The sequence below is a fragment of the Hymenobacter actinosclerus genome (assembly GCF_900111515.1).
Classification (GTDB): Bacteria; Bacteroidota; Bacteroidia; order Cytophagales; family Hymenobacteraceae; genus Hymenobacter; species Hymenobacter actinosclerus.
Genome location: NZ_FOHS01000001.1, coordinates 1,211,640 through 1,230,412, shown reverse-complemented (window position 1 = coordinate 1,230,412; position 18,773 = coordinate 1,211,640). Strand labels below are relative to the sequence as shown.

General features: G+C 64.1%; 18 protein-coding genes. 7 read left to right on the top strand and 11 right to left on the bottom strand.

What is annotated here, in order from left to right:
* Positions 1-72 precede the first annotated feature (72 nt).
* A complete protein-coding gene (locus BMY67_RS05280) occupies positions 73-1,023 on the top strand; it encodes a hypothetical protein (protein WP_092769102.1) in 951 nt (316 codons plus the stop codon).
* A gap of 73 nt (positions 1,024-1,096) precedes the next feature.
* On the opposite strand, the gene hutI is transcribed toward BMY67_RS05280, so the two are convergent.
* Positions 1,097-2,368 (bottom strand): imidazolonepropionase, encoded by a 1,272-nt coding sequence (hutI, locus tag BMY67_RS05275; protein ID WP_092769100.1) that lies wholly within the window; start codon positions 2,366-2,368, stop codon positions 1,097-1,099.
* 216 nt (positions 2,369-2,584) lie between these two features.
* Here hutI and BMY67_RS05270 point away from each other — a divergent pair, with 216 nt between their 5' ends.
* Complete coding sequence (locus BMY67_RS05270) at positions 2,585-4,147, top strand: T9SS type A sorting domain-containing protein (RefSeq protein ID WP_092769098.1); 1,563 nt, start codon at positions 2,585-2,587, stop codon at positions 4,145-4,147.
* A 105-nt stretch (positions 4,148-4,252) separates the two neighbouring features.
* On the top strand, positions 4,253-4,792 hold the full coding sequence (locus BMY67_RS05265) for a 2'-5' RNA ligase family protein (RefSeq protein ID WP_092769096.1): 540 nt from the start codon (positions 4,253-4,255) through the stop codon (positions 4,790-4,792).
* A gap of 8 nt (positions 4,793-4,800) precedes the next feature.
* Here BMY67_RS05265 and BMY67_RS05260 read toward each other — a convergent pair whose 3' ends face one another.
* Positions 4,801-5,757, bottom strand: coding sequence for a hypothetical protein (locus BMY67_RS05260; RefSeq protein WP_092769094.1), 957 nt, complete (start codon positions 5,755-5,757; stop codon positions 4,801-4,803).
* Between the two features lie 183 nt (positions 5,758-5,940).
* On the opposite strand from BMY67_RS05260, the gene pncA reads away from it, so the two are divergent.
* A complete protein-coding gene (gene pncA / locus BMY67_RS05255; protein WP_092769092.1) occupies positions 5,941-6,552 on the top strand; it encodes a bifunctional nicotinamidase/pyrazinamidase in 612 nt (203 codons plus the stop codon).
* Positions 6,553-6,673: 121 nt separating this feature from the next.
* Here pncA and BMY67_RS05250 read toward each other — a convergent pair whose 3' ends face one another.
* Positions 6,674-7,498, bottom strand: a complete 825-nt coding sequence (locus BMY67_RS05250) for a class I SAM-dependent methyltransferase (protein ID WP_092769090.1) — start codon at positions 7,496-7,498, stop codon at positions 6,674-6,676.
* A complete protein-coding gene (locus tag BMY67_RS05245; protein WP_092769087.1) occupies positions 7,498-7,917 on the bottom strand; it encodes a BLUF domain-containing protein in 420 nt (139 codons plus the stop codon). The genes BMY67_RS05250 and BMY67_RS05245 overlap by 1 nt, the downstream gene beginning before the upstream one ends.
* 213 nt (positions 7,918-8,130) lie before the next feature.
* Here BMY67_RS05245 and BMY67_RS05240 point away from each other — a divergent pair, with 213 nt between their 5' ends.
* Positions 8,131-9,651, top strand: coding sequence for a malate:quinone oxidoreductase (locus BMY67_RS05240; RefSeq protein ID WP_092769085.1), 1,521 nt, complete (start codon positions 8,131-8,133; stop codon positions 9,649-9,651).
* Between the two features lie 159 nt (positions 9,652-9,810).
* Here the strand turns inward: BMY67_RS05240 and BMY67_RS05235 are convergent, their stop codons facing one another.
* The 4 genes from BMY67_RS05235 to BMY67_RS05220 all read right to left on the bottom strand — a co-directional run bounded on the left by BMY67_RS05235 (position 9,811) and on the right by BMY67_RS05220 (position 12,975).
* Positions 9,811-10,917, bottom strand: coding sequence for an SPL family radical SAM protein (locus tag BMY67_RS05235; protein WP_092769083.1), 1,107 nt, complete (start codon positions 10,915-10,917; stop codon positions 9,811-9,813).
* Between the two features lie 148 nt (positions 10,918-11,065).
* Positions 11,066-11,998, bottom strand: coding sequence for a citrulline utilization hydrolase CtlX (ctlX, locus tag BMY67_RS05230; protein ID WP_092769081.1), 933 nt, complete (start codon positions 11,996-11,998; stop codon positions 11,066-11,068).
* A gap of 118 nt (positions 11,999-12,116) precedes the next feature.
* Positions 12,117-12,308, bottom strand: a complete 192-nt coding sequence (locus BMY67_RS05225; protein ID WP_019949498.1) for a cold-shock protein — start codon at positions 12,306-12,308, stop codon at positions 12,117-12,119.
* Between the two features lie 205 nt (positions 12,309-12,513).
* Positions 12,514-12,975, bottom strand: a complete 462-nt coding sequence (locus tag BMY67_RS05220; RefSeq protein WP_092769079.1) for a hypothetical protein — start codon at positions 12,973-12,975, stop codon at positions 12,514-12,516.
* Positions 12,976-13,155: 180 nt separating this feature from the next.
* Between BMY67_RS05220 and BMY67_RS05215 the strand changes: the two genes are divergently transcribed.
* Together BMY67_RS05215 and BMY67_RS05210 are read left to right on the top strand one after the other, a co-directional pair.
* Positions 13,156-14,082 carry an NmrA family NAD(P)-binding protein gene (locus BMY67_RS05215; RefSeq protein ID WP_092769077.1) on the top strand — a complete coding sequence of 309 codons (927 nt, stop codon included), beginning with the start codon at positions 13,156-13,158 and terminating at the stop codon, positions 14,080-14,082.
* 65 nt (positions 14,083-14,147) lie between these two features.
* Positions 14,148-15,038: an ion transporter gene (locus tag BMY67_RS05210; RefSeq protein WP_092769075.1), complete on the top strand. Its 891-nt coding sequence runs from the start codon at positions 14,148-14,150 to the stop codon at positions 15,036-15,038.
* A gap of 12 nt (positions 15,039-15,050) precedes the next feature.
* Here the strand turns inward: BMY67_RS05210 and BMY67_RS05205 are convergent, their stop codons facing one another.
* From BMY67_RS05205 to hutU, 3 genes are all read right to left on the bottom strand, one after another.
* Positions 15,051-15,398 carry a DUF3592 domain-containing protein gene (locus BMY67_RS05205; RefSeq protein ID WP_092769073.1) on the bottom strand — a complete coding sequence of 116 codons (348 nt, stop codon included), beginning with the start codon at positions 15,396-15,398 and terminating at the stop codon, positions 15,051-15,053.
* A 155-nt stretch (positions 15,399-15,553) separates the two neighbouring features.
* Positions 15,554-16,636: a DUF5694 domain-containing protein gene (locus BMY67_RS05200; RefSeq protein ID WP_143069701.1), complete on the bottom strand. Its 1,083-nt coding sequence runs from the start codon at positions 16,634-16,636 to the stop codon at positions 15,554-15,556.
* An 89-nt stretch (positions 16,637-16,725) separates the two neighbouring features.
* Positions 16,726-18,486 (bottom strand): urocanate hydratase, encoded by a 1,761-nt coding sequence (gene hutU, locus BMY67_RS05195; protein WP_218144593.1) that lies wholly within the window; start codon positions 18,484-18,486, stop codon positions 16,726-16,728.
* Positions 18,487-18,773 lie beyond the last annotated feature (287 nt).

Genomic DNA, 18,773 nt, shown 5'->3' with positions numbered 1-18,773 from the left:
CGCGGTTTTTCCGGCCGACTTCTGTCTGAGTCTACTTTTTCCCTCTGCCATCCACTCTATACCGTTACGCCCATGCGCTACTCCTCCTTGTCCAGCCTGTTGCTACTGGTGCTGCTGGCCGCCTGCCAGTTCGATTCCGGTATTGTTGCGTGCGACGACGGCACGACGCCCGGCCCCCGGGTACCCACCACCATCCGCGACCTGCAAACCCAGCTGGGTGCGCCGCGCCAGACGTTTACCTACCAGCCCGGACAAACCAACACGTTTACCGGCGCCAAGGGCACCATCGTCACTATCCCGGCCGGGGCTTTCCAGAAGTTTGGCCGGCCCGTTACTACCCCCGTGCAGCTCACGCTGCGCGAAGTGTACGACCGGGCCACGATGGTGCTGAGCAACACGCCTACCGTGACCACCCGCGGCTCGGTGCTCGAATCGGCGGGCGAGGTATACCTGCGGGCCGACCAGGATACGAGCCTGCGGCTGGCGCCGGGAGTTGTCATCCGTCTGCAAACGCCCAACCCGCCTAACCTGGCCAGTACCGATTCGATGCGCTTGTTTGTGGCGCCATTCATCCCGCCGGGTTGCTTTGGCTGGACGCTCTACAGCGACGCTTTCTCCGACCTGACGCCCATTGCCGGCGGCAATATCCTTACCATTGGCCAGGCCCTTTACAACAACGGCTACGGCTGGTTCAACTGCGACCGGTTTTACGGCGCGGGGGCTTCGCTGCCGGTTGTGGTGCAGGTTCGGGGGGCAGGCATCGAGCCCACCAACACCGCCGTTTTCGTGGTGTTCCGCGACTTCAACGGCGCGCTGGCCCTCTGCGACTACACCCAGCCCGATATCTTCACCGCCCGCTTCGCTCCGGCCGGGGCCCGGGTAAGCGTGGTCGTTATCCGCACCATCGACGGAAAAATCTATTACGGCCGGCAGGACGACACAGTGCAGCCCAACCAGTCTTTCAGCCCGCCGCTGCTCGAAACCACGGCCGCGGAGCTCTTAGCCGACCTGCAGCGCATCTGACCCGGCAAATCGGGCTTCGCTCCCCGGCCGAACTGCAACCCAGACGGCTCCGCCGGGGGCCGGGCGTCCCTGCTCATGGGTTTTCCGCTACCAGCTCGCCGCCGATAAACACCTGGCGTACCGGGTTGTCGCCCAGCCAGTAGGGGATTTCGGGCAGCGTGGCCACGTTCAGCACCAGCACATCGGCGCGCAGGCCCGGCGCAAGGCTGCCGCATTCCTGCTGCTGGCCGATGGCCCAGGCGGCGTTGCGCGTTACGGCGGCCACGGCTTCGGCGGGCGTCAGGCCCATTTTCAGGCAGCCCATACTCAGGGCCAGCCACAGGTTTTTGCTGGGGCACGAGCCGGGGTTGAAGTCGGTGCTAAGCGCCACCGGCAGGCCGGCATCAATAAACGCGCGGCCCGGCGCGTACTGCTCCAGGCGCAGAAACAGCGGCACCAGCGGCAGCAGCACGGCCACCGTGCGCCCCTGCGTAGCGGCGGCAATGCGGGCCGCCGCCGCCGTCGAAAGGTAGTCGGCGTGGTCGAGGCTGATGGCGCCTAGCTGGGCGGCCATTTCGCAGCCGCCCAGCTCGTGCATTTGTTCAGCATGGATTTTCAACCCGAAGCCCAGGTCGCGGGCCGCCGCCAGGTACTGGCGCGATTCCGCCACGCTGAACGCGCCCTGCTCGCAGAATATATCCACGAACGGCACTTCGGCGGGGTCGAGCCGGGGCAGGACGTCGGCCACGAGCATGGCCAGGTAATCGGCGGGGCGGCCGGCGTACTCGGGGCCGGGCACGTGGGCCCCCAGGAAGGTGGGCACCACCCGCACGGGCTGCTGGCGGCCGGCCTCGCGGGCCACGCGCACCAGCCGCAGCTCGGTTTCGGCGTCGAGGCCGTAGCCGCTCTTGGCTTCGAGCGTCGTAACGCCGTAGCGGCGGAAATCGGCCAGGTGGCGCAGGGCATCGGCCAGCAGCTCGGCCTCGGAGGCGGCGCGGGTGGCGCGCACGGTGCTGAGGATGCCGCCGCCGCCGGCCAGAATATCGAGGTAGGATTCACCCCGCAGCTTGCGCTCGAACTCGGCCGCCCGCTGCCCCCCGAACACGAGGTGCGTGTGACATTCTACCAGCCCGGGCATCACCACGCGGCCGTGCGCCTCCACGATACGGGTGGCGGGCGTCAGCTGGCCTTCATCGAGCTCGGCCATGGGCCCGACGGCCACAATCCGGTCGTTCTCGCAGGCCACGTAGCCATCGGCAATAATGCGCCAGTTGGCCTGGTCGGGGCCAGCCAGTGGGCGGGTAGCGGGCGGGCCGGCCAGGGTCAGGAGCTGGCCGCAGTGGCGAATCAGGAGGGTATAGGGCATGGCGGAGGCGGCAGGGAGTTCACCCCCTAAAGATGCACAGAAGCCGCGTAGGCCCGGCCACAGGAGCAGATCTGCCGGTAGCCGAAGCGAGGCTTAAAGTGTCGTTTCCTGATTCGGGACCCAACCGTAAATAGTTGTTACAGTGTTGATATATAACTATCTATTTTTCTTATATTACATAACAAAGCCGCTCCTCAACTTCCTTCCTTTCCCATTATGAAACGACTTGTACTATTGTGCCTGTCTTCCCTGCTGGCTTGGTCGGCGCAGGCGCAGTTTCCCTCTAACAGCTTTGCCGTGCGCTCGGCCTGCCCGGGTAGCGCCAACAACCCTTCCACGCTCGAAAGCATCAATGTGGATGGCTCGCTGACGCTGATTGGCACGGTGAGCGACGGTAACGCCCCCCTCGTGCTTAATGCGCTGGGCAACGACCAGCAGGACCGCGCTAATCTGTATGCCATGAATGTGGCGCCGTTTACGTTGGCGGGCATTGTTACGCCCCCCAACCTATACAAGGTGAGCCTTACCACTGCTCAGGCAACCAACCTGGGGCCGGTAACAGGGCCGCCCCCGGCGCCTGCCACTACCGGCCCCACCGGCATTTTATATCTGACGCTTACCTACAACCAAACACTCAACTTCATCGGCGACGGAGATAACTCGTCAAGCTACTTTGTGGGCGGCGTGTCCTTCAATTACAACCGAAACATCTTCTTCCCCAGCGCCAGCACCATTACCGATTTCCGCTTCTATGTGGGTCAGGTGAAGCTCACGCCCTTCACTACCGCCACGCCTATCTGGCGGCTACTCGATGTCAGCGACCCGGCAACGGCCACCCTGATCAATACGTTCCGACTTCAGACCCAGGCGTACCTCAACAATATTACGCTGCTTGGTCAGAACAACAATACCGGTCCGCTCCCCTCCGGCGGAATCCAGGACTGGGTGTTCGACCCATTCTCCGGCAATCTGGTCAGCTACATCGGCCAGGACCACAAGTTTCTTTCTATCAGCGGCATCAGCAGTTCGCCGGTAGCCGTTACCACCACCCCCACCACGCCGCTGCCCGCCACCCAGGATATTGGCGCCATGTTCTCCGACCGCCAGGGCGGAATATATGCTGTAACGGCCGATGTGGGCACTATTTACAAGATTGATCGGCTCACTGGCAACTGGACCGGCAAAACGTACGGCTCGGCGCTGGGCTGCAGCCGCGGCGACGCCGTGAGCTTCGCCGACGCCCTGCCCCTGCCCGTAACGCTCACCCGCTTCGAGGCCGCGGCGGCCGGCGCCACCGTGCGCCTGAGCTGGGCCACGGCCTCCGAAGAGCGCGCCAGCCACTTCGAAGTTGAGCGCAGCGCTACGGCTACCGCCTGGAGCAGCGTGGCGCGGGTGGCGGCCGGCAATCAGGCCACCGGCCAGCAATACGCGGCCACCGACGCTCACCCGCTGCCCGGCGTGGCCTACTACCGCCTGGCCATGCACGACCGCGACGGCACCGTAACCTACTCCAGCATTCAGATGGTGCGCAGCGCGGCCACCGCCACCGTATATCCCAACCCCGTGCGCGGCGCGGCGCAGGTGCAGCTACCGGCGCCCGGCCAGGCGGCTACGCTGGAGCTGGTTTCGACCCGCGGTGAGGTAGTCCGACGGCTCGCCGCCCCGGCCGGCCCGGCTTCGCTGGAGCTGCCCATGGCCGATTTGCCCGCCGGGCTCTACCTGCTGCGGGTGCAGCAGGCGGGCACCACCACCACTACCCGCCTGACACTGGAAAACTAAGCTCGTGGCCGCCATGCCCAGGTATCAGCAGCCCACCATCTGCCAGCGCACCCCGTTTCTGTACCCCGATGCGCCCCGGCTGCGTATCGGGGTATTTGTTTGCGTATGCCTGAGCTGCCACCCGCCGCCATCGAAGCCCCGCTGATTCTGACGCTTACCCTCGACGAAGAAGCCCAGCAGCACTTCGACGAACTTCGCACGGCACACTTCCCGCCGGCCCGTAATTACCTGCGGGCCCACGTCACGCTTTTCCACCATCTGCCGGGTGCCGATTATGCCACCATTGCCCAGCACCTGCAGCACGTTGCCGCCGATACTCCTCCCCTGCCGCTGCGCGTGGCGGGCGTGCGGTTTCTGGGCCAGGGGGTAGCGTACTCGCTCGAAAACGACCAACTGCGGCAGCTGCACCGGGAGCTGCAGACCCGCTGGGCCGAGCACCTGCGGCCTCAGGACTTGCAGCCCCTGCGGCCCCACATTACGGTGCAGAACAAGGTAGCGCCCGCCGTAGCCCGCGCCCTGCACGAGCAGCTTGCCACCAACTTCGAGCCCTACGCTATTACCGGCACCGGCCTGGCCCTATGGGCCTACCGCGGCGGCCCCTGGGAGGCGCTGGCCCGGTTTCCGTTTGAAGAAGTGAAATACTGAGCAGCTCACTATCTCGCTTTAATCGTGTGGGTCAGGCTTTTGAACTGCTCCAGCGCCTGCTCAAAATCCTGGCGGGCAATGCCCTGCAGGGCCACAGCGGTGTTGCCGATAACCGTTACCTGCTGATACACCAGCACCCGCTGGCCCTGCAGCTGGGCGAATCCCTCGGTTTCGTAGGTTACCAGGTCGTTTATTTTGCCCGAAGTCATTTTGCGCGGCTTGTAGGCCCGGGGGCCCTCGGGGCGGGTCAGGACCTGGGCGCTGATGTCGGCGGCCGTGATGGACGGGTTGTAGGGGTAAGTGCTGACCGTGAGCTGCGGCTCGGGGCCGTAATCGGGCTTGCGCTGCCCGCCCAGCGTGTAGGTGTAGGTACCCTGCCGGGCCAGGGCCAGCGCGAAGGGCGACTTCCGCTCGTCGAGCACGAACACGGTGTTGCCCAGCGTAACCGGCGCATCGGCCCCGATGGGGCGGTAGCTGGCCGAGCGCAGGCTACGGCGCAGCGCCCCGCCGGCCGCCGTGTCGGCCACCGGATAGCGGGCGTCGAGCAGCACCACAAAGGTCGAGTCGCCGAACAGCAGCTGGCTGGTTTCCTGGGTGGGGCTGAGCTGCACCCGCGCCAGCTGCGCCGGATAGCCATCCACCAGCAATGTGCTGAAGCTGACAACCGTGCCGCCGCGGGCCGTAAAGCGGGCCGGACTAAAGCCAGCCGCCTGCCGGAAGTAATTGCTGCCGGGCATTTCTATCACCTGCAGGGCGGCCGGGCCCCGGCGCAGCCCCGTGAGGCCCGCGGCCGGTCCGAAGCCGGGAGGCGGAACCAGCCACACCCTTGTGCCCGCCACGGCCTGCCGGGCGGCCGGCTCGGAAGCCGAAACCAGGGCTGAAGCAGGGGTTAGAATTTGGGCTGCGGCCACTTGCGGCCAGCCGCCCAGCAGCAGGCCCAGGCTCACCAGAAAAAACTTTGTCATTATCTATCGGGTGCTTTCGGGTTGCGGGTCGGGCCCGGCCCTCAATTCGGGGCAAAGTACGCACGAATCGGGCGGCCCACTCTGGATTAAGCAGATTAGGCTAAGTTTGCCCGACCGTCCGGCGCACCTTTGTTCCTGAAATAGGCCCGCTGCCGGGGGCCGCTTACTTTTCAAATTTGCCCGATGAAAGCGCTGCTGCTGATTGACATCCAGAATGATTTTGTACCCGGCGGGGCGCTGGCCGTGGCCGGCGGCGACGCCATTGTGACGCTGGCCAACCAGCTGCAGCCCCACTTCGGGCTGGTAGTGGCCACCCAGGACTGGCACCCGGCCGGCCACGGCAGCTTCGCCAGCTCGCACCCCGGCCGCCAGCCCTTCGAGCAGGGCGAGCTGCACGGCCTGCCCCAGACGCTCTGGCCCGACCACTGCATGCAGGGCACGCCCGGCGCCGAATTCGTAGCCGGCCTCGACCAGCACCGCATCGAGGCCATCTTCCGCAAGGGCACCGACCCGGCCATCGACTCGTACAGTGGCTTTTTCGACAACGGCCACCGCAAAAGCACCGGCCTGGCCGACTACCTGCGCGGCCGCGGCGTAACCGCGGTGTACCTGGCTGGCCTGGCCGCCGACTTCTGCGTTTATTTCTCCGCGCTTGATGCGCTTCAGCAAGGCTTCGCCGTGTACTTCGTAGAGGATGCCACCCGCGCCATCAGCCCCGAAGGCTACCAGCAGGCCCGCACCGACCTGCTGGAGCGCGGAGCGCGGTTCGTCACGACGGCCGAGGTGAATGCCTAGAGGTGAATGTCAGGCTGAGCAGCGCGAAGAATCTGGCGTGCCGGAGTAGCCCCTTACGACAGGATTACCGCTGCCCGCCAGATTCTTCGCGCTGCTCAGCCTGACAGTTTCCTTGTAAAACCTACGGTTTCTGGGCTACTACCGAGTACATCAGCGGTAGCTTGCCGGGCATGCTGGCGAGGTGGTAGCCGCCGCCGGGGGCCGGCTCCAGACCGTTCAGGCAGTCGTAGCACGAGTAATCATACTCCTCGAAGTGCCGGATAGCCAGGCCCTGGCCCAACAGCGCGCCTACTACTTCGCCCAGGCTGTGGTTCCACGATACCGACGTTTCGTGCAGCGGCGCGGCGCGGTCGGCGTAGGTGCCGGTTTCCTGCTCGATGATGGTCTGGCGGTTGAAGTAGGAATACTCGACGCGGGTGAAGTCGTTGTCGAACATCCAGACGGCGGGATGCAGCTCGACCAGCACCAGCCGGCCGCCGGGGCGCAGGCAGCGCGCCACTCCTGCCGCCCACTGCGTCAGGTCGGGCAGCCAGCCCAGCACGCCATAGGGGGCAAACACCACGTCGAACTGCCCGTCGAGGGAGGCGGGCAGGGCCAGCACATCGGCCTGCACGAACCCGGCCGCCAGGCCCAGCTGCTCGTTGAGGGCGCGGGCGGCGGCAATGGCCTCATCGGCCAGATCGACGCCCGTAACGTGGGCGCCCAGCCGGGCCAGCGAAAGGGTATCGAGGCCAAAGTGGCATTGCAGGTGCAGGATGCGCTGCCCGGCTACATCGCCGAGCAGCTCCAGCTCGGGCGGGTTAAGCGAGGTTTTACCCGCCGTAAAACCCGCCACGTCGTAGAAATCGGACCGGAGGTGAAACGCCGTTTTGGCGTTCCAGAGGCGGCGGTTCAACTCCAGGTAATCGGCCGGAACAGCGGGGGGCAGGTGGCGGGGCGGGCTCATCAAACGGTAAGCTGGGCCTGTTGAATAAACTCCCGGATCAGCTCCCGAACCAGCCGGCCGGCTTCGTTGCGGGGCTGCCAGGGGTTGTCGGGGTTGCAGTAGCCGGCCAGCGAGGCAAAGGTAGCGGGCGAGGCCACGGCAAAGGCCATCGACCACTCGGGAAACTCGCGCCAGCTCACCGGGCCGTCGGCCAGCTTCACTACGCCACTGTGGCGCCAGTCGCGCTCAATCTGGCCATAGAGCTGTTCTATCACTGCCCGCTCGCCCTCCAGCACTTGCAGCACCTGGCCGTCGCAGTACAGCAGAATGCCCGTAATGTCGGCCTGCCGGTTTTTCGTGCGGAACTGCACCAGCATTTCGCGCAGCAGGCCTTCGCTTAACTCGCCCACTACCTGGCTCGAATAAACAATGTGGTGCATGGCTCCTGGCTTTGGTTCATATTCCGGCTACACGGCCCCGTTTGGCCGTGCGGCCGGGCCCGTGCCCCGCGGCCAAACGGGCCGGGGCAGAAAGTCAATATACACTTTTATAGATACATAGGCAAGCGCCACCGCTGGCAGCAGGCGCAGCGCGGCGCTTCTTCTATCTTTTTGGGCTGCCGTCCGTACCTATCACCCTAGCTTCTTTCCCTTATGACTTCTACTACCCCTTCCCTGCCCGCCACCGACGTGGTGCTGATTGGTGCCGGCATTATGAGCGCCACGCTGGGCCTGATGCTCAAGGAGCTCGACCCGACGCTGACCATCAGCATTTTTGAGCGCCTCGATGTGGCCGCCGCCGAGAGTTCCGACGCCTGGAACAACGCCGGCACCGGCCACTCGGCCTTCTGCGAGCTGAACTACACGCCCGAGCGCCCCGATGGCTCCATCGACATCAGCAAGGCCCTCAAAATTGCCGAGCAGTTCGAGCAGAGCAAGCAGTTCTGGGCCTTTTTGACGGAGAAATACGATGTGAAGGAAATCGAGCGGTTCATCAACTACATTCCGCACATGAGCTTTGTGATGGGCCGCGAAAACGTGGAGTTTCTGCGCAAGCGCCACGCCGCCCTCACCCAAACCGCCCTGTTTAAGGGTATGAAATTCACCGACGACCGGGCCGAAATTGAAAGCTGGATTCCGCTGGTGATGGAGGGCCGCGACCCGGAGCAAACCGTGGCCGCCACCCGCATGGACCTGGGCACCGACGTTAATTTCGGCTCCCTGACCCGCGGCATGTTCTACCTGCTTCAGGAAAAGCCCGGCGTAACCATGCACTTCCACCACGAGGTGGAGAAGCTGCACCACAACGCCGATGGCAGCTGGCGGGTGAAAACCAAAAACCTCGAAAGCGGCCAGGAAGTGGAAACCCAGGCCCGGTTCGTGTTTATCGGGGCCGGGGGCGGCTCGCTGCCGCTGCTCGAAAAGTCGCACATTCCGGAGGCCGACGGTTACGGGGGCTTCCCGGTGAGCGGGCAGTGGCTGCGCTGCGTGAACCCGGCCGTAATTGAGCGCCACGCGGCCAAAGTGTACGGCAAGGCCTCGGTGGGCTCGCCGCCCATGTCGGTGCCCCACCTCGATACGCGCGTGATTGACGGCGAAAAGCAGCTGCTGTTCGGCCCCTACGCCGGTTTCAGCACCAAGTTTCTGAAAACGGGCTCCTACTTCGATTTGCCGGCGTCCATTCAGTTCGGCAACGTGAAGCCCATGATTATGGCCGGCCTCAAAAACCTGTCGCTCACCAAGTACCTCATCCAGCAGGTGCGCCAGTCGCCCGACGACCGGCTGGCGGCCCTGCGCGAGTATATGCCCGAGGCCCAGGCCCAGGACTGGGAGCTGGCCATTGCCGGCCAGCGCGTGCAGGTTATCAAGAAGGACAAAAAGCAGGGCGGCGTACTTGAATTCGGCACCGAAGTGGTTACGGCCGCCGACGGCACCATTGCCGCGCTGCTCGGCGCCTCGCCCGGGGCCTCCACCGCCGTCAGCATCATGCTGCACCTGGTACAGAAGTGCTTCCCTCAGCAGTCGGCTACCCCCGAATGGCAGGCCAAATTCCACGAGATGGTGCCCACGCTGGGCCACACGCTGGCCGATGAGCCGGAGCTGGTCAATAAGACGCGCACCCGCACCAGCACCATCCTGGGGCTGGTAACGCCGGCAGAATTAGGGGTTTCGTAAGGAGCTAGAAGAAATTAGCTGTCATCCTGAGCTTGCGAAGGACCTATCCAGAAGCTAATGATTGATCTTAGCTTCTGGATAGGTCCTTCGCAAGCTCAGGATGACAGTTCGATTCTGGCTTAGCTCTTAGCTGCTTAAGTCCTAACTTCTCAAGCAGACCTACGTCCAGTACAGCAATGGTGCGTTGGGGAAACGGGCCTGCCATTGGGCGTAGAAGAACTCCTTGAGCTGGCGCATATCGGTGGGCTGGTACACGAATTTGGTGCCGCCGAACTTGTTGCGCTTCACGGCGCGGGTGGCTTCGTCGAGGTCGAGGCTGGTGTTGGGGTACCAGTCGAGCAGCACGTTTTTGGAGCCGGGCGTGAAGCGGTGGGTGATGAATTCCACCGTCAGGTCGCAGTCGAAATCGAGGGCCGCTGCCAGCCGGTCGAGTAGCAGGCGGTACTCGTGCTGCCAGTTGGGCAGCGGCATAATGGGGGCCAGCACCACGCCCACCGGGTAGCCGCCCCCACCCTGCGCGCGGGGCAGCGCCAGCTTGCGCAACGCCCGGATTCGGGCTTCCACCGAGGCCGTGCCGCCCTCCAACTGGCGCACCAGCTGCTCGGCATTCAAACTGAAGCGGGCCCGGGTGCGGCCGTGGTGGGGCAGCGCCAGCAGCGAGTCAACGTGGTCGTATTTGCTCACGAAGCGCAGGTGGGTGCCTTCGCGCTGGCCAAAGTAGCGGATGCACTCGGCCAGCGAGCCGGTGAGGTGCTCGATGCCCAGCACATCGGTGTAGCAGCTTACCTCGAAGCTGGTAGTGCGACCGGGCCGTTCGTAATTTTGGGTGTTGGCCAGCAGCTGAGGCAGATTGGCGAAGGCCTTGACCACCGGCGGACCGCTGAGGCTGCCAGCCAGGTAGCAGTACTGGCAATGCGCGGGGCAGCCCTCGGCCAGGTTCATCTGCCAGTCGGCCGAGGGGGGCGTGGGCTGGAGCCGCAGGGCCCCAGGCGGGGCGCACACTACCGCCAGCGTGCTTTTGGCCCGGCGGTAGGTGTCGCGCGCATCGTCGCCGCGCAGGCCGGTGAGGCGGTTGCTCTTGAGCAGCTCAATTTCCAGGTGGTGGCTTTTGGCGCGGGCCAGGATTTGCTGACCAAAGGGTTCGTCGAGGGCCGCCGGGGTGAAGGCTACGCGCTTGGGCAGCCACAGCCTGGCGGCGTGCTGGCGCGGGGCGGCGGCGGGTTCGGGCAGGATGTCGAGCGAAGGAAAAAGGGTGGTTTGCGTCATCGGATAGATAACACAAACCACCCCTGAAAAACTCCGCAAAAAGCCCTTTTGGCCTGAATAAACGGGCAAATTCAAACCCGAATCGGCCAAAAGGCCGGCCCTTCTTTCCAGACGCATACGCTCCGGAAAAAGGGCCGGCCTAGCGGATTTACCGCGCCGCTGCTTCGGGCAGAAACACCTCGGCCAGCATGCACCGCACACTGCCCCCGCCGATAGTTTCGATGGTGGGGATGGGCAGCGGCAGCAGCTCGGCGTGGCGGCCCAGCTGCTGCCGCTGCCCGGCCGTGAGGGCATCGTGGGCACTTTGCGACATGGCCAGCAGCACCGGACCGCCCTCGGGTTGCAAGGCCAGCATGTTGCCGGCGAAATGGGTTACCTGCTCAAGGGAAATAGCTACGATTTCGTGCCCGGTTTCGGTAAGCGAATGCACGACGGCGCTGCGCTCAGCCGGGTCGATGATGCTTTCCAGGCATACGACGGCGAAACCGGGGCCAATGCTCAGCATTACGTTGGTATGGTAAATTTCCTGTCCCCGGCCATCCACGGAACGGAACGCAACCGGCTCGTATCCCAGCCGGGCGCAAACGTCGGCCAGCAGCTGCGGCTCGGTACGGGGCGAGAGGCCAGCGTAGGCGCGGCGGTGCTCATGGTCGAAAATAATACTGCCCGTGCCTTCCAGAAAGCGGTTTTCCGCCTCCGTTCCCGACACATCCACTACTTCCGTCACCTGAAATTGCCGGGCCAGGGACTCCACGATATCGGCACGGCGCTCGGTGCGGCGGTTGGGCGCGCACATGGGGTAGAGAAGCACCCGGCCATCGGCGTGCAGGCTGAGCCAATTGTTCGGAAAAACGGCATCGGGCTTCACCGGCACCGGCGTATCATCGAATACGAGCACCTGCATGCCCCGGCCCCGGAGCGTTTCGACCAGATTGGTAAACTCGGCCGCGACGCGGGCCGTCGTCTGGTCGGCCGGCTGGTCGGCCAGGGCCTGCTGGAAGTGGTTGGAGGCGGCCGTTTCGGCATTGAACCCGAAGTGGGTAGGCCGCACAACAAAAATGGTGGAAGCTGCTTGTTTCATGGCCCCAAACTACGCCTAATCTGCCTGCGTTAGCAAGGCTCGTAGCCACTTTCGGGACCAAAAAAAGGCACGCTCCCAGTTGGGAGCGTGCCTTTTGTAGCTACAGAAGCAGGTAGGGCTAAGCGCGACGCACTTTAACGGCGTTCAGGCCCTTACGGCCCTGCTCTACTTCGAATTCTACCTTGTCATTGTCGCGGATTTCGTCAATGAGGCCGGTTACGTGTACGAAGATGTCTTCGCCGGTTTCGGCGTTGTTGATGAAACCAAACCCTTTGGTCTCATTGAAAAATTTTACGGTTCCCGTCTGCATGATGCTTGGTAGGAGGTGAAGATGATAAAGCAAGCAGCAGCGGAACCGGGTGGCTCAGTTCAGCGGGGCTAAACCAAGTTGATGACTCGTTGACAAGTTGCCTTTTAACGTGCTAAAGATAGACTTTATTTTTGGAAGTAGCCGGCCAGGCTTTCACCAACCCCTGCAAAGCGGCGGCCAGAGCCTCCAGAGGCCATCAGCATTTTCAGGCCAGGCGCGTGCCCAGCCAGAAATAGGCCAGCAGCAACGCCAGCAGCCCCGCCCACAGCAACAGTGCCCGGCGCCGCGGCACCAGCAGCAGCAGCCCCGCCGCCACCGCCGGAATAAGCACGCCCATGAGCAGCGAAACCAGCACGTAGCCCAGGCCGGTGGTGCGGCCCAGCTGCTCCAGCAGCCGGATATTGTAGTTGTAAAAGCCCTGGCCGGTGCTGCCGGGCTGCCGCAGCAGCCACGCAAACCCGACCAGCGCCAGCGTGCCGGCCAGCAGCAACCACTTGTAGCGGCGCTGCCGCAATACCACCAGTCCCAGCCAACCCAGCGGTACCAGCCCGCAGTACACCAGAATATTGAGCTCGGCGTAGCTCAGCCCCAGCCCGCGGCTGACGCTCATAAATAACACCACGAGGGCGTCGAACAGGCCGACCAGCAGCTTAAGCAGGGTTTGCATACGGCCGCAAATGTACCGGGCCCGGCGGCCTGCGGCGGTAGTTATTTTGCGGCCGCCGCGGCCGGGGCTACAACTTTATAAGAGCCGGCCGGGTAAAGCAGCTGTTCGCCCGAATGCCGCCGCCGTTGCGCCCGGCCCTGGCTGCGCCACAACCTCGCTTCTGATTTTCCTTTTTATTCCATGACTGAGCCAACCACTCCTGCCCCAAATACTCCGCTGATTGTGCTGGCCGGCGCCACCGGGGCCCTGGGCCTGCTCATTGCCCACCAGCTGCGCCGCCGCGGGGCTTCCGTGCGGGCGTTGGTGCGCCCGGCCAGCCTAGCCGGCGCCGAGGCCGAATCGTTGCGCCGCCAGGGCGTGGAGGTAGTGGGCGTGGATTACGCCAGCACCGCCGACCTAACCCGCGCCTGCCAGGGGGCCGGCTGCGTGGTGTCGGCCCTGAACGGGCTGCGCGACGTTATGGTGGAAACCCAGGGCCGGCTGCTCGACGCGGCCGTGGCGGCCGGGGTGCCGCGCTTTATTCCGTCCGACTTCGCGGCCGATTTCACCCGGGTGCCCGAGGGCTCGAACCGCAACTTCGATTTACGCCGCGAGTTTGCCCGCCACCTCGATAAAGCGCCCATCCGGGCTACCTCGGTGCTCAACGGCATGTTCATGGATTTGCTGCGCGGCACGGCGCCGGTGGTGCTGGCCGGCCCGCGGCTGGTGCTCTACTGGGGCCACGCCGACCAGCCGCTCGACTTCACCACCATGCAGGACACGGCCGACTTTACGGCCGCCGCCGCCCTCGACCCCAGCACGCCCCGCTACCTGCGCGTGGCCGGCGACGTGGCCAGCCCCCGGCAGCTGCGCGAGGCCGCCACCGCCGCCACCGGGCACCGCTTCCGGCTGCTGCGCCCCGGCAGCCTGGGACTGCTGAGCACGCTCATCAAGCTCACCAAAACCCTGGCCCCGGCCTCTAACGACGTGTTTCCGCCCTGGCAGGGCATGCAGTACCTGCACAACATGCTCAGCGGTGACGCCAAGCTGCCAGGCCCGCTCGACAACCACCGCTACCCCGACCTGAAATGGACGACGGTGCAGGAAATGCTGGCTGCGAACCGGTAAAGCGGCCCGCCTGGCCGCGGCATTGGGTTGATGGCCGTAGCTTTGCGGGTTCATCAGCTGCGCTCATGGACAACCGCCCCTCTCCTACTGCTCCCTTCTGGAAGCGGAATATTTACCGCGTCGTTTTCGAAGCCGACACGCGGGCCGGTCAGCTGTTCGACATTCTGCTCCTGCTGGCCATTGTCCTGAGCGTGCTGGCCGTGATGCTGGAAAGCGTGAGCAGCATCAACGCGCAATACGGGCCGGCGCTGCGGGTGGTGGAGTGGGTATTTACGGGCGTGTTTCTGGTCGAATACCTCATGCGCCTGCTGGTGGTGCGGCGGCCGCTGCACTACGCCCTGAGCTGGCTGGGCCTGGTTGATTTGCTGGCCGTGGTGCCTTCGCTGCTGGCGCTGGTGATGGTGGGCAGCCGCTACCTGCTGGTGGTGCGTACCGTGCGGCTGCTGCGGGTGTTCCGCATTTTCAAGCTGGGGCAGTTTATTGGCGAGGGCGAGTTTATTCTGAGCGCCCTGAAGGCCAGCCGCTTTAAAATTCTGGTATTTCTGTCGTCGCTCTTCACGCTGGCCATTCTGATGGGCACGTTTATGTACGTGCTCGAAGGCGGCGAAAACGGATTTACCAGCATCCCCAAAAGCGTGTACTGGGCCGTAGTAACCCTGACCACGGTGGGCTACGGCGATATTTCGCCCACCACCATACTGGGCCAGACGCTGGCCACGCTGCTCATGATTATGGGCTACGCCATTATTGCCGTACCCACCGGCATCGTCTCGGCCCAGATGTCGCGCAACGCCGCCGCCTCGGCCACTGCGGCTGCCGGCGCCGCCGCGGCAGTGGCCGAGGCCACCGCAGCTCCGGCCGCGCCCGCCTACAAGCAGGCCCGCTGCCCCCGCTGCCAGTCCGCCGGCCACCGCCCCGACGCCGGCTTCTGCTGGAACTGCGGCGGCCCGGTGTAATGGTAGGATCCGTCAGATGTAGCTTCGGTCAGCAGATTCTATCGTGAAGTCGTGCGGGTTTTCTGGGTCATACAGAAGCGCGACTTTGGCTCCTTGCGGGTAACGCGGCATGGCAAAAGCAACCCCGGCAGTGGACAAGCCCTCGATAGGCTGCCCGTCTTGCGTCACGAATCGCACGATGGGTCGAACAGTGGTATTCTGCCCCCAGCTAATCTTATTACGAACAACCACACCATTTGCGCGAAGGCCATGCTGCTGCATTCGGTCATAATGCCGCTTTGCTTTCAGATAGGCGAATATTATTACGGCCATCACCACCAGGCCAAAGGCCCCTAGGAAGACCTTTATCTCGATATCCATAAGCCAATCAATATGTCTGGAGCAAAACTTATTCTTGAACCAAAACGACCACAAAAACTGGCCTCCATATCCAGCCTATCTGCCAGGCCAGTGCATAGCCGCACAACGAGGGCGGGGGCAGAAAAGCGGCGTAGGAGTTCCAGTCAGCTGACGTTTTATGGCAGGTCGTTGAAAGTGCGAACCTGTACGTTGGGCATCTTTTGCAGCAGCAAACGCATTGTCTGGCCGTGCGAGGCGCCTACGGCGACCAGCACGCGGCGGGCGCCCTGCTGCCGGGCCTGGCGCACCACGTTGTCGCACATGCCCTGGTTGCGCAATACCCATTGCCGCCGCATTTCCTGCACCGCTTCCGTGGGAAAACCCGGCGCGCCGTACAGCGCCTCGCCGCCGAAGAAATTGAGGGCCTCGTCGATTTTTTCGTAGGCCGGCGAGTTGAGCAGGCGGTACACCTCCACATCGTCATCAGACTGGTTGAGGTAGGCGAAGTAGGCCGTACGGGTCGCGACCATGCGCCGGTAGGTATCGGCCTGGGCAGTGGAAGAATCGATTAGAAAGGCGGCTTTCAGCGCGTTGTTTTGGGTTATGGCCTGGCCATATGCCTCGTTCCAGGGCTCATCGTAGCGCTGGCAGTCCATGCCGTAGAGCTGCGCCTGACCCATCTCCGTCAGCAGGGGGAAGATGATTTTGTGGTATTCGGTCAGGGGCCGTACCAGCCGTACTTTGCGCAGGGAATCGACCGGCCCCATTGCTTGGGTGTAATAGGCTTGGTCGGCGGCAGTCAGGTTCTTTTTCAGCGGTTCTTCCAGCAGGTACAGCTGGTACTCGGCGTTGCCCCGGTCGTTGGCAAAGGTGTAGTAGCGGGCCAAGTCGATGCGCGGGCGCACGAGTTGCGGCTGGCGGCGCAGCTGCCGGTTGGCGGCCGCGGCAGCCCGGCTGGTGAGCGGGTCGGTGGTGAGGGCGCGCCGCCGCAGGTAGCTTACGCGGCGCTGGTGCGCTTGCTGGTACTGATTGGTAGCGGGCAGCGCCTGGGCATCGGCGGCCGTGAGGTATTCGCCAAACACCATGTCGGGCTGGTAGGCTCGCAGCTTTTTGATGATGGGCTGATAGGTAGCGGCCAGACTGCCATTGTAGTGGGAAGCGGCCAGAATCACCACTTCCAGGGGTTGCTGGGCGCGGGCCGGGCGCGGGGCCGCGCCCAGCAAGCCGATGAGTACGCTCAGATGGAGAAGTAAACGCATGGCGTAAGAATAGAGTGGCCGGCGCAACGGGCGCTAACGAGGTGCCAATACTACTGATAAATCCTTAGCCTCGCGCAGCAGCAAGTGGTCTATTCCATTCCCGGAATCTGCACACCCCGCTCCCGGGCCACGTCCTGGGCCAGCTCGTAGCCGGCGTCGGCGTGGCGCAGCACGCCCATGCCGGGGTCGGTTGTCAAAACGCGTTTGAGGCGTTCGGCTTTTTCGGGGGTTCCGGTGGCCACTATCACCATGCCCGAGTGGGTGGAGTTGCCGATGCCCACGCCGCCGCCGTTGTGCAGGCTCACCCAGTCGGCACCCGAAGCGCAGTTGGCCAGCGCGTTGAGCAGGGGCCAGTCGGCCACGGCGTCGGAGCCGTCCTTCATGCCTTCGGTTTCGCGGTTGGGCGAGGCCACCGAGCCACAGTCGAGGTGGTCGCGGCCGATGACGATGGGGGCCGACACCTCGCCGCGGGCCACGAGGTCGTTGATGACCAGGCCGAACTTCTCCCGCTCGCCGTAGCCCAGCCAGCACACGCGGGCCGGCAGTCCGATGAAGGGCACCTTGGCCTGGGCCTTTTCAATCCAGCGGGCCAGCAGCTTATCGTCGGGGAAGGTTTCGAGAAGGGCGCGGTCGATGCGCAGGATGTCCTGGGGGTCGCCGGAAAGGGCCGCCCAGCGGAACGGGCCCTTACCCTCGCAGAACAGCGGCCGGATGTAAGCGGGCACGAAGCCGGGATACAGAAACTGGCCGTGCTCGTCGCGCACTTTCATCCCGCCTTTTTCGGCCTGCCCGCGCAAGTTGTTGCCGTAGTCGAGGGCCACGGCGCCGGCCGTCTGCATGTCAATAATAGCCTGGCAGTGCTTCATAATGGAAGCCAGGGCCTGGCGCCGAAACTCGTCGGGGTCGTTCTGGCGCAGCTGTAGCACGGTGGCAATGTCGCCTTCGGGAATGTAGTCGAGCAGGTCGTGGGCGGAGGTCTGGTCGGTTACGATATCGGCCTTGTAGCCGCGGGCCAGCAGCTCGGGCAGCACCGTGGCGGCGTTGCCGGTGAGGCCGATGCTCCAGCCCCGGCGCTGCTGCCGGTACTGCTCGCACAGCTCCAGGGCATGGTCCAGGTCGCGGGCCTGCTCGTCGAGGTAGCCTTCGCGCACCTTCTGCCGCACGCGCTCCTCAATCGGCTCAATCACCAGGCACACGCCGTCGTTCATGGTGACGGCCAGCGGCTGGGCGCCGCTCATGCCGCCCAGACCGGCCGTTACGGTTACCGTACCGGCCAGCGTACCGCCGAAGTGGCGCGCGGCCACAGCGGCGAAGGTTTCGTAGGTGCCCTGTAAAATACCCTGGGTAGCAATGTAAATCCAGGAGCCGGCCGTCATCTGCCCGTACATCATCAGGCCCAGCTTGTCGAGCTCGTCGAAATACTCCTGGGTGCTCCAGGCGGGCACCAGGTTGGAGTTGGCGATGAGCACCCGCGGGGCGTGGGCCCAGGTGCGCAGCACGCCCACGGCCTTGCCGCTCTGCACGAGCATGGTTTCGTCGGGCTCCAGGTTTTTGAGCGCACGCACGATGGTCTGGTACTCCTTCCAGTTGCGGGCGGCGCGGCCGGCTCCACCGTATACAATCAGCTCGTCGTACACGAGGCTCACGGCCGGGTCGAGGTTGTTTTCCAGCATGCGCAGCGCCGCCTCGGCCTCCCAGGTTTTGCAGCGCAGCGTGCTGCCGTGCTGGGCCTTCACCGTTTCCTCGGGCTGGTACTCGTAATACATGGGCCGACTACCGGCCGCTGCGGGCGCCGATTTGGAGGTGGCTTCGAGGTTGAGTTCGGGAGTTTGCAGGGCGGAATGAGGCATAGTGGGAAGGCGGACGGGAAAGGCGGACCGCGCCGACAAGATATTGGTTTTACCCCGACCGGACCAAGCCGGCCTGTTGGCCGCGCACGGAACATAGTGGCGACTGGCGACTTTTTTTTGTCGCTGGCAGAGAATCAGGGGCTGCTCACCAATTAACAGCAGCGGGGCGGCACCCGAAGCTGTACCTTTGCCGTATGCAGCGGCACGGCCCTGCGTTGGGCCTACTGCCCCGATTCGCACTTTACCATAACATGCAACGTTTTACTACCTTCCTTCGATTCTTCCTC